Annotated in this window: 11 protein-coding genes; 8 read left to right on the top strand and 3 right to left on the bottom strand. The window is 70.5% G+C overall.

What is annotated here, in order from left to right; translation table 11 throughout:
- Positions 1–26 precede the first annotated feature (26 nt).
- Positions 27–1,190 carry an extracellular catalytic domain type 2 short-chain-length polyhydroxyalkanoate depolymerase gene (locus tag ACSQ2F_RS17410; protein WP_436025093.1) on the bottom strand — a complete coding sequence of 388 codons (1,164 nt, stop codon included), beginning with the start codon at positions 1,188–1,190 and terminating at the stop codon, positions 27–29.
- Between the two features lie 104 nt (positions 1,191–1,294).
- Here ACSQ2F_RS17410 and ACSQ2F_RS17405 point away from each other — a divergent pair, with 104 nt between their 5' ends.
- From ACSQ2F_RS17405 to ACSQ2F_RS17380, 6 genes are all read left to right on the top strand, one after another.
- Positions 1,295–2,617: a hypothetical protein gene (locus ACSQ2F_RS17405; RefSeq protein ID WP_436025091.1), complete on the top strand. Its 1,323-nt coding sequence runs from the start codon at positions 1,295–1,297 to the stop codon at positions 2,615–2,617.
- Complete coding sequence (locus ACSQ2F_RS17400; protein ID WP_436025089.1) at positions 2,614–3,366, top strand: hypothetical protein; 753 nt, start codon at positions 2,614–2,616, stop codon at positions 3,364–3,366. The genes ACSQ2F_RS17405 and ACSQ2F_RS17400 overlap by 4 nt, the downstream gene beginning before the upstream one ends.
- A 3-nt stretch (positions 3,367–3,369) precedes the next feature.
- Positions 3,370–6,189 (top strand): ATP-binding protein, encoded by a 2,820-nt coding sequence (locus tag ACSQ2F_RS17395; RefSeq protein WP_436025087.1) that lies wholly within the window; start codon positions 3,370–3,372, stop codon positions 6,187–6,189.
- Positions 6,190–6,383: 194 nt separating this feature from the next.
- A complete protein-coding gene (locus ACSQ2F_RS17390; RefSeq protein WP_436025085.1) occupies positions 6,384–6,884 on the top strand; it encodes an endonuclease V in 501 nt (166 codons plus the stop codon).
- A gap of 215 nt (positions 6,885–7,099) precedes the next feature.
- The gene (locus ACSQ2F_RS17385) at positions 7,100–7,714 is read left to right on the top strand and encodes a hypothetical protein (protein WP_436025083.1); all 615 of its coding nucleotides are present in this window, start codon (positions 7,100–7,102) and stop codon (positions 7,712–7,714) included.
- Positions 7,715–7,804: 90 nt separating this feature from the next.
- Complete coding sequence (locus tag ACSQ2F_RS17380) at positions 7,805–8,443, top strand: response regulator transcription factor (RefSeq protein ID WP_436025081.1); 639 nt, start codon at positions 7,805–7,807, stop codon at positions 8,441–8,443.
- 57 nt (positions 8,444–8,500) lie between these two features.
- Here ACSQ2F_RS17380 and ACSQ2F_RS17375 read toward each other — a convergent pair whose 3' ends face one another.
- Together ACSQ2F_RS17375 and ACSQ2F_RS17370 are read right to left on the bottom strand one after the other, a co-directional pair.
- A complete protein-coding gene (locus ACSQ2F_RS17375; RefSeq protein ID WP_436025079.1) occupies positions 8,501–9,106 on the bottom strand; it encodes a restriction endonuclease in 606 nt (201 codons plus the stop codon).
- Between the two features lie 154 nt (positions 9,107–9,260).
- Positions 9,261–10,163, bottom strand: coding sequence for a PEP-CTERM sorting domain-containing protein (locus ACSQ2F_RS17370; RefSeq protein ID WP_436025077.1), 903 nt, complete (start codon positions 10,161–10,163; stop codon positions 9,261–9,263).
- 242 nt (positions 10,164–10,405) lie between these two features.
- Here ACSQ2F_RS17370 and ACSQ2F_RS17365 point away from each other — a divergent pair, with 242 nt between their 5' ends.
- The gene (locus tag ACSQ2F_RS17365; RefSeq protein WP_436025075.1) at positions 10,406–12,469 is read left to right on the top strand and encodes a carbon starvation CstA family protein; all 2,064 of its coding nucleotides are present in this window, start codon (positions 10,406–10,408) and stop codon (positions 12,467–12,469) included.
- Positions 12,466–12,687 carry a YbdD/YjiX family protein gene (locus tag ACSQ2F_RS17360; protein WP_436025073.1) on the top strand — a complete coding sequence of 74 codons (222 nt, stop codon included), beginning with the start codon at positions 12,466–12,468 and terminating at the stop codon, positions 12,685–12,687. Before ACSQ2F_RS17365 ends, ACSQ2F_RS17360 begins: the two co-directional genes overlap by 4 nt.
- Positions 12,688–12,698 lie beyond the last annotated feature (11 nt).

The raw sequence follows: 12,698 nt of genomic DNA, 5'->3' as shown, positions 1-12,698 counted from the left end.
ACCCGAGGTGCCCGGATGCGGCGGCCTCAGCGCTGCAGCGCCCGCACCATGGCACGAACGGCCCGGATCTGCGGCGCCTCGTGCGTGACCTGGGTCCCGGCCCAGGGCGTGCGGCTGGTGTAGCCCCAGAAGTCCCAGCAGGCCCGTGGGTTCAGCCGGTACGGCAGGGGCAGCCCCGTGTCGTGCGGCATCACCTGCGGGTAGAGCACGATCAGGCGACTGGACGCCGCCCATGCGTTGAAGCCCGCGCGCTCGACGAAGCTCCGCCCGACCGTACCGCCCGATCCGTCGTCGGAAAGGCTGGCCTGCCGGCAGCCGTGGAAGACGACATGGACACGGCAACCCGCCGACCGACCGGCGCGGCATGAGGCAGGGACGTACACGAAGCCTTCATTCGCGAGCCCCGTCCACGCCAGGCCCCTCAGGTAGGGACGCTGGTCGAAGGCAAGGAGCTCGCCGGCCGCGGGCGTCTTGTGCACGGTCCCGGGAAGCAGCCAGCCGAGCAACTGACCGGCCGCATCGAAGTCGCAGTCGTTGATGAAGGGCGGGGCGGACACCCCGCACGCACCGGCGCCGGGCGCGTCGTCGACGGGCAAGCCGTGGCCCGCTTCCGGCCGGTGCTCGAGGTGTACATGCGCCGCCGGCGTGCCCATCCCCTCCACATAGAAGTCGCGAAGTGCCTTCACGTTCGCGGCGGGCACCGTGTCGTCGACGCCACCCGAGAACAGCCACACACGCTGCCGCTTGAGCGCGTCCAGCGGATCGATGCGTCCGAGCGAAGCCTTGCCCCGGGCGCGCAACGCCGAGCGCGTGGCCAGCACCGACGGTGTGGTGGCGGCGCACCGATCGCCGGTGCAGGCGCAGCGTGTCATCGCCTCGGCGAGATCACCCATCGCGCAGTCGTAGGGGCCGCCCGCGATCACGCCGACGCCTCGCACGTCCTTGCCATGCACGACGGCGAACTGCGCCGCGGCATAGCCGCCGGAGGAGAGGCCGGAGAGGGTAATCTCCCGCGCGGCGCCCAGCGCCGGCAGCGCGGGCGGTGCGGCTGCCGCGGAGAAGGCAGCGACAAGCCCGAGGACGACAAGGGCCCGGTGCGCCCAGCCCGCCGCCCCGGGAACGCTTGGCGGCGCCCTGCGCTGGCGTCCGCGCGGTCGCGGTGCGTGATCGATGCCGCGAAGTGCTTGCATGGCGGTTCCCCTTGAGGCCGGGGACGATCCTGCCATCAGGCTCTGCCGCGCGCCATCCCCCTCGGAGGGAGGGGCGCCGGACGGCATCAGGCAAAATCCCGCCGATGAACGAGATTGCCATGTCGGCGGAACCCGCCGAATCGGCCCGCTTCGAGGACCTGTTCAGAGACCCCGAATTCCCCCAGGACCACCCCCTCGCCTTCGCCCTGGCCCGCAAGCAGGACGCGATCGAGGCCTTGCGCGGCCTTTTTTCCGGCCCTGCGGCGCTGGTTCGCCTGCGGGTGTGGTGCTTCCTCAGCCTGGCCGCCGTGCCGCAGGGGCGCCTGACGCGGGACGACGTCAACCAGTTGTTCCATGCCGTGCTGCCCGATGCGCTGGAGACCGCGCTCAAGCGCCTGCGCGACCTGGGCCTGCTGGTGTGGGACGGATCTGCCCTGGACTATCACCTCTCGACGCTGGCCCACCAGACCCATGCCCTGCTCGCGCCGCTGACCACGGCGCCGCAGGATGACGACGAATTGTCCGGCCTGCTCGCGCAGGTGGCCGGGGCCCAGCAGCTCGGCGTGGTCGACGCCAACCAGTTGCAGCACCTGCACGCCCAGCTGGCCCGGCTCCATGACGAGTTCGCCGACGCGATCGCCAGCGGCTCGGAAGCGCGCCTGCGCCAGGCGCAGCCTCGCTTCGACCGCGCGCTGGCGCTGGTCGACAAGGCCGGCCAAGCCCTGTCGGCCATCATCCGGGACCAGCACGACAACGCCCGCCTCGAGCGGGCCGCCCGCGCACTGGGCCAGGATCAGGCGCGGCTGCTCTCGATGGCGAGCCAGTTCACACGCGCCCTTCAGCAGGCCGACCGACAACGCGTGACGCTCGGCAGCACCGGCCTCACCACCTCCGACGTGCGGCACTGGCTGCGCCACCATCCTGCGCTGCACGAGCTGTTGGGCGATGCGCTGTCGACGGGCGTGCGGCCGGTGTTCGTGAGCCCGCACGACCTTGTCGACGTGGCCGAGTCCGAACTCGAACGAGACCGGCCCGACCCCGATCGCCCGACCGGCCTGCCGCCGGCCAGTGCGGCGGCCGAGGGGTCGCTCGACATCCTGAGCCTGCCGCCGGAGCTCGGCCACCTCATCAACCTCTTCGGCCGCTGGAGCGAACGCCCGGCCGATGCCGAACAGGCGCCGACCCTGTCCGAGGCCGTGCTGGGCCGCCGTTTCGCCCATGCCGCGTACCGCATGCAGCTCATGCCGCTGCTCGGCGACGCGCAGGCCGCGACCTTGAAGAGCCAGACCGGCGACCTGGCGCGTGCGGCCTGGCAGCTGTCGCTCACGCCGGCACTCATCAAGACGCAGGACCATGAGGTGGCCCTCATCAGCGAAGGCCACTTCCGCCCGCGCATTCCCACTGAATCCGAGCCCCGTTCCGAATGAGCACTCCTCTTGACGACGCCGCCTTGCTGGCGGCCGAACTGCTGGCGCGCCGCTGGCTTCCTCGGCAGCATCCCAAGGTGCGGCGTGCCCTCATCGACGCCGACCTGTGGTCCGCCGTGCAGGAGCGCCTGGGCCAGGTGGGCCTGCGCCTCATCGACAACGTGCATGCCGACCATGTGGCCGTCGCCCTGCTGCGTCCCGCGGAGGCGGCCGTGTTCGGCGAGGCGGGACTCGACAGCCACAACAACATCGACTTGCCGCGTGACGCCGTGTCGCTGCTGGTCGTGCTGTGGTCGCTCATCATCCTGCCCAAGCGAGAGCGCCAGGCCGCGCGCGCACCCAGCGCCGAGGGCGACGGGCAGAACGAGATGTTCCGCACCGACCGTCCCATGCCGAGGGCGGCGAGCGTGAGCGGCACCGTGTCGTACCGCTCGCTGCTGGCCGACTTCGGCGCCCAGCTTGGGCGCAAGACCCGCATGGACACCAACCTGCGGCGCCTGGCGAACCACGGCTTCATCGTCATGCGGGGCGACGACATCAGCGAAGGCCCGCTGCTCGACCTGCTGCTCGACTACGACACCCTCGCACCTCGGATCCTCGATGGCGCGCTCGGCGACCTGCTGGCCTCGGCGCGCGCGCGCGTGCCCTCGGACGAGAGCGTGCCCGACGATGCGGTTGCGCAGACGCCCGACGCACCCGACCTGGAGGTCGACGCCGACCTCCCGCCCCACGACAGCCCTGCCGACTGAACCATGTTCCACCTGCAAAGCCTCGAACTCCTGCACTGGGACTATTGCCAGCGCCTGACCCTGCCGCTCGACGGTGCCATCGTCACCGTGGCCGGCCCCAACGGGTCCGGCAAGACCACCTTGCTCGATGCCATGCGCACCTTGCTCGGGCTGGACTGCTCGGGCGGGCGCAACTACAAGACCTACGCACGGCATGCCAACGCCGACAGCGCCTGGCTGCGCGCCACCGTGGACAACCGTCCGCGCACGCGCCAGTCCGGCAGCCGCCCGTTCGCCCGCTGCCTGCTCTACAGCGACACGGTGACCCTGGCCTGCCGCATCGACCGCAATGGCGGCGACTGGCAGCGGCGCTACCTGATGGTGGAGGGCGATGTCGGGATCGAGGCCCTGGTGGCCCGCGGCGACAAGGACTGGCTCGGCATCGAGCACTGGCGCAAACGCCTCGAGGGTGCCGGCCTCAGCCGCGCCATCGCCCGCGTGCTGGCGCTGGAGCAGGGCCAGACCGACCGCCTCTGCGAGTACTCGCCGAAGGAACTGCTGCGCCTGGTGTTCGACGTCTTCGGCGACCAGGACGTGCTGGACCGCTACGAAGAAGCCCGCAGCCACCAGCGGCAGCTGTCCCAGGAAGTGGAGGCCGCCGAACGCGAACTCGTGCACGGCAAGGCGCAGCGCGCCGAACTGGAGGCACGCGTCAACCTGTACCAGCAGTACCAGCTCAAGTTGAAGGAACGGGAGTCGCTGGCGACCGAGGTGTTCCCCGTCCTCACGTGGGCCGAGGAACGCCAGCAGCTCACCGGCCGGTTGCGTGACCTGCACCGGCAGCGCCGTGAGGCCGCAGGCGAGGCGCGGCAGCGCGCCGAGCTGAGGACCCAGCTGCACGCCCTGCACGAAGCCCAGCAAGCGGCGGCCGTGAGGGTCGACACCCTCAACGACGAACGCGCCGCAGCCAAGCGTTCGCTCGATGCCGCACGCGATGCGGAGCGGCCCCTGGAAGAGCTCGTCAAGCGGGTGCAGGAGCTGGAGGCGCTGGCCGCCATCGAGACCGATGTCGCGCAACTCGGCGCCCGGCTGGAAGCGTTGGAGTCGCGCCGCCAGGCCCTGGCCGCCGACTGGCAACGCCTGAGCGACCAGCGGGTGGAGGCCGAGCGTGCACTGGCCGGCCTGCAGGGCCAGCGGCAGGCGCCGCCGCCGGCGGACGTGATGCGCTTCAAGCGCACCCTGGCGGAGGCCGGCATCCCTCACCACGTGATGGCCGACGTGGTCGAGATCACCGATGAGCGCTGGCGCGGCGCCGCCGAAGGCGTATTGCGCGGCGCCCGCTGGGTGGTCGTGCTGCAACGGGCGGCCGACGAGTCACGCGCACTCGCGATTGCAGAGCGCGAGCGGTACCGTCATTACGTCGTGGCCGAGGCCGAAACGGCGGCAGCCAATCCCCCGGCCCAAAGCCTGCTCGCCGTGATGCGCTTCAGCGCCCCGGTGCCGGGCTGGCTGTTGCGCCAGCTGACCCACATCCAGCGCGTCGACAGCACCGAGCACGGCGTTCGCCAGGGCGGTGAGTGGATCACGCCCCAGGCCTACCACCGCGATGGCCGCGGCGGTCGCAGCGTGTTCGTGGACCCGGGCGACTACCAGTTCGGCGCGGCCGCCGTGAGCGCCCGCAAGACCTCCATCGAGCAGCGCTTGAGCCAGCTCGACGACCGCCTCACGGCCGTCGCCCAGGAGCAGCAGGGCGTGCAGCGGCAGTTGAAGGACGCGCAGCAGGCGGCCAAGGGCCACAAGGCCGCTCAGGAGCTGGCCGATCGCAGTGGCGAGTTCGCCGAAGCGCGGCAGACCCTGCCGGCCCTGAGCCGGACGCGGGCCGATGCGGGCGCCCGCTGGCAGCGGCTCGACGCCGACTACAACGACGCCGTGCGCGAGCAGGTGCACACCCGCACGGCGTACGAGCAGGCGCAGCACCGGCTGCAGGTGGGGGACCAGCGCGCCGAGCAGCAGCACCGCGACTGGTCGGCGCGTCTGTCGGAACTGCGCACGCGCACGGCAGCCTCGCGCCAGCAACGGGCTCGCTTTCCTGCGCGCTGGATCCGTCCCGAGCAGGTGGCGGCGTTGCGCGGCCGTTTCGGCTCGGCCACCCAGGCGCGGCTGCGCAGCGAGGCGGTGGAGGCGGAGCTCGCCCAGGGGCATTGGGAAACCGACGCGAGCGTCGAAGAGAAGCTCACCCTGATGAACGCCGCGGTGCTCACGCAGGACGAGCAGCTGGCCCAGCGCAAGGCCAGCAACGAGGCCGCCCGCATCGCGGTCGACAACGCCCGCGCCCGCTACATCGACGTGCTCAAGGCGACCGTGCGGCGCTACCGCAAGAACATCATCGAGCTCGGCCAGCTGGCGGGCGTGGTGGTGAGCGCCGACCTGCCGCACCTCGACGCCGACGACGCCGTGCTGCGCCAGGCCGAGCTCAAGGTGAACTTCAACTTCGACGGCAAGGGCGAGATCGGCCTCAACGACGGTGAGGCCTCCGGCGGCCAGCAGGTCATCAAGTCACTCATCCTGCTCGTGGGCCTGATGAAGGACGACGAGACCCCGGGCGGCTTCGTCTTCATCGACGAGCCTTTTGCCCACCTGGACGTGCGCAACATCCAGCTCGTCGGCCACTTCCTCAAGTCGACCCGCGCCCAGTACGTGCTGACCACGCCCATCACGCACAACGTGGAGGTGTTCGAGCCGGCGGACATCACGCTGGTCACCGCCAAGAAGGTCAAGGGCGAGCGCTGGGCACCGCCCATCGGGGTGCTGCAGCGGCGCGCCGAGCCGGAAGTGCGACGCTGAAGCCCGCGCGTCGCCGCAGTCCATCGTGGCGACTGCAAGCGGCGCGTTGCGGGTTCACCAGCTGAGCTGCGCGGGGCAGGTGCAGCATGTCGCAGCGCCCGGCGCGCTGGCGCCCGGCCTGCGACGAGGTCGGCCTTTGCATGCCGGTGCGCTGACTCGCGACGTCCCGGAATCGCGCCGCTCATAATCCCGCAATGAAACTCTTCGTCGCTGTTCATTGGGAAGGCACGCAAGCGAGCGCTGCCGCCGTGGCGTTCGATGCCTGGGATGCCGCGGAGGCGACGAAGACCTTCCGCACTCGCATCGCCCATGTCGACACGGTGGAGCGCGGACAACCGGACCTGCGCGCGCTCCACTGCGTGATGCAGTTGCTCGTGGAGCACCGCCTGGCGCCTGAACTGCTGCTCATCGAAGGCTTCGTCCATCTCGATGCCGAGGACAGCCCCGGCGTGGGCCAGCACCTGTTCCAGACATTGGGCGGCAGGGTGCCCGTCGTCGGCATTTCGAAGAAGGGCCTCGTCGGTCTCCCGGCGCAGTGCGAGGTCGTGCGCGAGGACGAGGCCCCGCCCTTGTTCGTCACGTGTGCGGGTCTCGACATCGGTGCAGCCAAGGCGCGGGTGCGCTCCATGCACGGCAGGAAGCGGGTTCCCACGCTGATGAAGCTGGCGGCGCGCCTGGCGAAGAACCCCGACTGACCGCGGTCGGCGTCATCGCGCCGTGCAAGCTCGGCCCTTTTCCGGCACCTGGCACCCGATCGGGGCGACGAGCGGGCCCGACATGCCGGCACGGCGCCGGGGCGCGCCCGCAAACGTGAACTGCCGCTTGCCGAAGTCGCGGTGATCCCGATAATGGTCGGGCACTAACCGCTGCGCAGGCGGGAGAACTCCTGCGCACGACGAGGGAGGACGGCATGGCTGAAGACGCAAAGTCCCAGGGATGGTGGCACACGCTGCCCGGCGTCCTGACGGCCCTGGCCGCCGGGGTGACGGCAACTTCGGGGCTCATCGCCGCGCTGTATCAGGCCGGCATGGTGGGCAAGAAGGATCAGGCCACGGCCATCGTCGCTGCCGTGCCTGTGGAGCACAAGGCCGGCGCCGCCCCACCTCCCGCGGTGGCCCCCAGCGCGCCCGCTCCTGCGCCCGCAGTCGAGCGCCCCATCGAGATGCCGGATGGAACCTCGGTGACGATGCACAGCGGCACCGGGCAGAAGTTTCGGTACACGATCGTCAGTGCGCAGCGGGCGCCCGAGTCGCCGCAGAAGCAGCTCCTCCGCTTCCGGGTCCGCGTGTGGACGAACGCCCCCGGCGGCGTGGTGTTCTGGGGCGACTCGTTCCGGCTGAAGATCGGCGAGCTGTCGTTGAAGCCCGTCAATCAGCTCAACGAACTGGCGGCGCAGGACGAAACGAAGGAAGAGAACGTCGAGTTCGAGATCGACGCCTCGGTCCAGGAGGCCGTGCTCGCCATCAATGTCGGTGGCGTGACCTTCGACGGCAACACCAAGGAACTGCGGCTCAAGTTCGTTTAGGAGTGTGGGCGGCAGAGAGAACGACGCACCATGGGCGAGGCGCTGCCGGCGGCTGACTGGAAACTGCCCGCTGCTCTCTACAATCCCGAGATGGTCGAACCCGCCATCCGCCTGCTGCTGAGCGACGACCACCCGCTGGTGCGTGATGGCCTGCGGGCGCGCCTTTCGACGGTGCCGGGCGTCGAGGTGGTGGGGGAGGCCGGCTCGGCCGCCGAGGCGCAGCAGCAGGTGCTGCTGGCGTCGCCCACGCTCGTGCTGATGGATGTCGGCATGCGGGACATGAACGGCATCGACCTGGCAGCGCTGCTGTTGTCGGAGCACCCGGGCCTGCTGGTGCTGATGCTCAGCATGTACGACAACCCCGAGTACGTGCAGCGTGCCTTGCAGGCCGGTGCCCGCGGGTACGTGCTGAAGGACGCGCCGGCCAGCGAGATCGTTGCGGCGATCCAGGCCGTGGCGGCCGGCGGGACGTTCCTCAGTCCGGCGGTGTCGCGTCGCCTCTTTCGCAACCAGGCGCCGCGACCCGTGCTCTCGCTGCGCGAGAGCCAGATCCTCTCAGGCCTGGCCAAGGGCCTGTCGAGCAAGCAGCTCGCGCGGGATCTCGACTTGAGCGTGCGGACCGTCGAGGCGCACCGGCAGAACATCAAGCGAAAGCTTGGGCTCGAAGGGCAGGCCGAACTGATCAAGTACGCGGTCGAGCACGCATCGGGGCCGGGCGGGCTCGACTGAACCTCGAGCACCGGGCGGCGAGCGGGCCGGGGAAGCGGCTCGCGCGGCCGCCTGAACTCAAGCAGCGGTCGGCGCGGTCAACGGCTGGCCCTGCAACGCCATGGCGAGATCTTCCCCTTGCCAGACCGCGATGCCCTGCGCGGCGGCGTAAGGGCGGGCGTTGTCGCTCAAGGCCCCCAGGCCGATCAGGAATGCGCCCGAGGCGTCGTGCTTGTCGCGTGCCGTTTGCAAGGCCTTCAGTGCCTCCAGCCCGATGCGGGCGGACTTCCAGCGGCGGGCGCTCACCAGCACATGGCGCCCCGCCCGCTCCAGCTCGAAGTCGAAGGCTTCCGCGTTGACGCGGGTGACGGCGTAGCCGTCCCGGCGAAAGGCCTGCTCGAGCAGCGACGCAAACGCCGGCCAGGGCATCGCCGAGACGGCCTGCACCGTGGCGGCCACGCGCGCGGCGCTCGGCCGTTTCCATTGGCGCACGGCCGCCATGACGCCGATGACCAGAAAGGGCAGTCCGGAGGCTGCGCCGACGAGCTTGAACTCCGCCGGCAGCAGGGCGAGGCACACGAGTCCGAGCGCCAGGCCGATGGCGGTGCTGATCCACCACGACGAACGCAGCAGGATGGCGAAGAGCGAGTTCTTCGCCATGGTGTACTTGAACGGAATCTTCATGGGGCACGCGGCTGTGGCGGAACGGGGAATTGTCGTTCAGCCGGACGGGCCGCGTACGCCGCGCCGGACGCGGAGCGCGCCAAGGGCGCGCCCCGGTGAATGCGCGCTGCCCGGGCCCGGGCCAGCCCGCCGCGGGCGCGCCTGCGTCAGCCGTTCAGGCCGGCATCAAGGGCCCGGCGTTGCGCCCGCTGCGCCCGCGCCGACTGGCCGTGGCCACGCCTCCCACACCGAGCAGCATGAGCGCCCAGGTGCCCGGCTCGGGGATGGCGGCCACGACGTTCGCCTGCGTGCCGGCGAATAGCGTTCCGTAGAGGCGGCCGGCGCCCGGGTTGGTGATGGTGAGGGACAACCGGCCGTCCTCGCCGATGTCGTAGTCGAAGATGCCGCCCTGAAGCGGGCCGCCGGCGCCGCCGATCACGGCGTTGAGATAGCCGCCCACGCGGCCCCACGTGTCGCGGTAGCTCAGCGAGGCGAAGGAGTGGTCGGCCATCACCTCGGCCGCCCCGACCGTCGACAGCGGTACCGCCGTGTCCTCGATGGCGAGATCGAAGGTGCCCGCAATGGTGAACGAGCTGTACGGGTCCAGGGAGAAACCGCGGCTCCAGCTGGCCCGCGACTGGCCATCCAGGCGACCATCCACGCCGGTGAGCTCGGTGGACATGTAGCTCATGTACAGGTGCGAATGCCCGAACGCGTCCGGAGACATGCCTGACCACAGCGTGGCGATGCTCTCGCCGAGGCTGAGCGGGTGGCCCTGGTAGACGTGCACGCTGGGTGCCGACATGTAGGGACTGTAGGTGTGGGTCACGGCGCCGGTGACGGGGTCCACCGCGGTGCCGTCCAGGGTGCGCGTGCGCACGGTGGTGGCGAAGCCGGTTCCTCCGGAGCCGGGTGAGCTCCACTCGCCCGGCAAGGAGTGGGGGCCGTCCGCGGCGGTGTTCGTGCGCAGCGGCGGCAGCCAGCCGTCGAGGTGGAAGCCGGCGGCGTAGTGGCTGGCCTGTGCGGTGGCCGAAAGGCCGGCGAGAAGGCCGGCGACGAGGATGGATGCGCTGCGCATGGGGTGTGCTCCCTGGGGTGGTGGATCGCGTGGCGGTGCACGCCACCGGTTCAATCTAGGCGGTGGTGGCCCGCTTCGCGCCCCCCGGATCGGGGGCCGCTTCGGAGGGGGCTCATCGGGAGGAACCCTTAGGTGTTGCCGCGCGGTCCGCTGCGTGGTGCGACCAATGCGCCACGCCTTCCTGCCGCGCAGACTGCCGGGTCTCATCCTGCGGGGACGTCCCGCGCTCCAGGAGTCATCCCATGCCCTTCGTCCGTCGCCACTTGCCGTGGCTGCTGGTCTCCGTCCTCGGCGCCTTCGCCCTGGCCGTCGTCGCGCTGGGTCGCGGCGAGGCCGTGAGCGCGCTCTGGGTCGTGGTGGCCGCGGTCTGCGTCTACCTCATCGCCTACCGCTACTACAGCCTGTTCCTGGCCCAACGGGTGCTGGGCCTTGACCCGACCCGCCGCACGCCGGCGTGGACGCACAACGACGGGCTGGACTACGTGCCGACCAACAAGTACGTGCTGTACGGCCACCACTTCGCGGCCATCGCCGGCGCCGGTCCGCTGGTCGGTCCCGTGCTCGCCGCCCAGATGGGCTACCTGCCCGGGCTGCTGTGGCTGCTGGCCGGCGTGGTGTTCGCCGGGGCGGTGCAGGACTTCATCGTCCTCTTCATCTCGACGCGTCGCGACGGCCGCTCGCTGGGCGACCTCGTCAAGCAGGAGATGGGCACGGTGCCGGGACTGATCGCGCTGTTCGGTGCGTTCATGATCATGATCATCATCCTCGCAGTGCTGGCGCTCATCGTCGTCAAGGCGCTGGCCGACTCGCCCTGGGGCACCTTCACGGTGGGCGCGACCATTCCGGTCGCGCTGTTCATGGGCGTGTACCTGCGGTTCATCCGGCCGGGCCGCATCGGAGAGGTTTCGCTGATCGGCTTCGTGCTGCTGATGCTGTCGATCTTCGGCGGCCAGTGGGTGCACGAGAACCCCGCGCTCGCACCGCTCTTCACCTTCGACGGCAAGGCGCTCACCTGGATGCTGATCGGCTACGGCTTCGTGGCCTCGGTGCTGCCGGTGTGGTTGCTGCTCGCGCCGCGCGACTACCTGTCGACCTTCCTGAAGATCGGCACCATCGTCGCACTCGCGATCGGCATCCTGATCGTCGCGCCGGACCTGCAGATGCCGGCCTTCACCCAATTCGCGCAGGGCAACGGCCCGGTGTGGTCGGGTGACCTGTTCCCCTTCCTCTTCATCACCATCGCCTGCGGCGCGGTGTCCGGCTTCCATGCCCTCATCTCCTCGGGCACCACGCCCAAGATGCTGGAGAACGAGACCCACGCGCGCTTCATCGGCTACGGCGGCATGCTGGCCGAGTCGTTCGTCGCGGTGATGGCCCTGGTGGCGGCCTCGTGCATCGAGCCGGGCATCTACTTCGCGATGAACAGCCCCGCTGCGCTGGTGGGCAGTACGCCGGAGTCGGTGGCGCAGACGCTGTCGACCTGGGGCTTCGTGATCACGCCGGACGTGCTGGTGCAGACCGCCAAGGACGTGGGCGAGAACACCATCCTCGCGCGCGCCGGTGGCGCGCCGACCCTGGCGGTCGGCATGGCGCACATCCTCCACCAGGCGATCGGTGGCAAGGCGATGATGGCCTTCTGGTACCACTTCGCGATCCTGTTCGAGGCGCTGTTCATCCTCACGGCCGTGGATGCCGGCACCCGCGCGGGCCGCTTCATGCTGCAGGACCTGCTGGGCAGCTTCGTGCCGGCCTTCAAGCGCACCGACTCGCTGGTGGCCAACCTCACCGCAACCGGCCTGTGCGTGGCGGCCTGGGGCTACTTCCTCTACCAGGGCGTGGTCGACCCGCTGGGCGGCATCAACACCCTGTGGCCGCTGTTCGGCATCTCCAACCAGATGCTGGCGGCCGTGGCCCTGATGCTCGGCACCGTGGTGCTCTTCCGCATGAAGCGCGGCCACTTCGCCTGGGTCACGATGCTGCCCGCCGCCTGGCTGCTGGCTTGCACCTTGACCGCCGGCTGGCAGAAGATCTTCTCGGCCGATCCGCGGGTGGGCTTCCTGGCGCACGCCGACAAGTACGCCGATGCGCTCGCGCAAGGGACGCTGCTCGCCCCGGCGAAGACGCCGCTGGCCATGTCGCGCATCGTCTTCAACGACCGGCTGGACGCGGCCCTGTGCGTGCTCTTCATCGCGGTCGTGCTGAGCGTGCTCTTCTACAGCGTCAAGGCCGTCATGGCCGCACGCCGCCTGGAGCGCCCGAGCACCGCGGAGACGCCGTACCACGCCATGCCGGAGGGCGCGCAGTGAAGGGACCGGCCCGCGCGGCGGGCTGGACGGGGGAGGTGCAGCAAGCGGGCCGCTACCTCGCCCAGTCGTTCCGGCTGATGGTGGGCGTGCCCGACTATGGCGCCTACGTGCGCCACATGGCGGCCACCCACCCGGACCAGGCACCCATGGACTACGAAGCCTTCTTCCGCGAGCGCCAGCAGGCGCGCTACGGGTCGCGCACCGGCCGCTGCTGCTGAGGCAGCGGCGC

The organism is Rhizobacter sp. LjRoot28, assembly GCF_964253025.1.
In the GTDB taxonomy this organism is placed as follows: domain Bacteria; phylum Pseudomonadota; class Gammaproteobacteria; order Burkholderiales; family Burkholderiaceae_C; genus Rhizobacter.
Note: the sequence above shows the minus strand (reverse complement) of the source record. Positions and strands in the feature narration are given on the sequence as shown.

What these genes read in the sequence shown, in the direction of transcription:
- ACSQ2F_RS17410 (WP_436025093.1), bottom strand. Translation starts at nt 1,190, where the DNA reads ATGCAAGCACTTCGCGGCATCGATCACGCACCGCGACCGCGCGGACGC.
- ACSQ2F_RS17405 (WP_436025091.1), top strand. Translation starts at nt 1,295, where the DNA reads ATGAACGAGATTGCCATGTCGGCGGAACCCGCCGAATCGGCCCGCTTC.
- ACSQ2F_RS17400 (WP_436025089.1), top strand. Translation starts at nt 2,614, where the DNA reads ATGAGCACTCCTCTTGACGACGCCGCCTTGCTGGCGGCCGAACTGCTG.
- ACSQ2F_RS17395 (WP_436025087.1), top strand. Translation starts at nt 3,370, where the DNA reads ATGTTCCACCTGCAAAGCCTCGAACTCCTGCACTGGGACTATTGCCAG.
- ACSQ2F_RS17390 (WP_436025085.1), top strand. Translation starts at nt 6,384, where the DNA reads ATGAAACTCTTCGTCGCTGTTCATTGGGAAGGCACGCAAGCGAGCGCT.
- ACSQ2F_RS17385 (WP_436025083.1), top strand. Translation starts at nt 7,100, where the DNA reads ATGGCTGAAGACGCAAAGTCCCAGGGATGGTGGCACACGCTGCCCGGC.
- ACSQ2F_RS17380 (WP_436025081.1), top strand. Translation starts at nt 7,805, where the DNA reads ATGGTCGAACCCGCCATCCGCCTGCTGCTGAGCGACGACCACCCGCTG.
- ACSQ2F_RS17375 (WP_436025079.1), bottom strand. Translation starts at nt 9,106, where the DNA reads ATGAAGATTCCGTTCAAGTACACCATGGCGAAGAACTCGCTCTTCGCC.
- ACSQ2F_RS17370 (WP_436025077.1), bottom strand. Translation starts at nt 10,163, where the DNA reads ATGCGCAGCGCATCCATCCTCGTCGCCGGCCTTCTCGCCGGCCTTTCG.
- ACSQ2F_RS17365 (WP_436025075.1), top strand. Translation starts at nt 10,406, where the DNA reads ATGCCCTTCGTCCGTCGCCACTTGCCGTGGCTGCTGGTCTCCGTCCTC.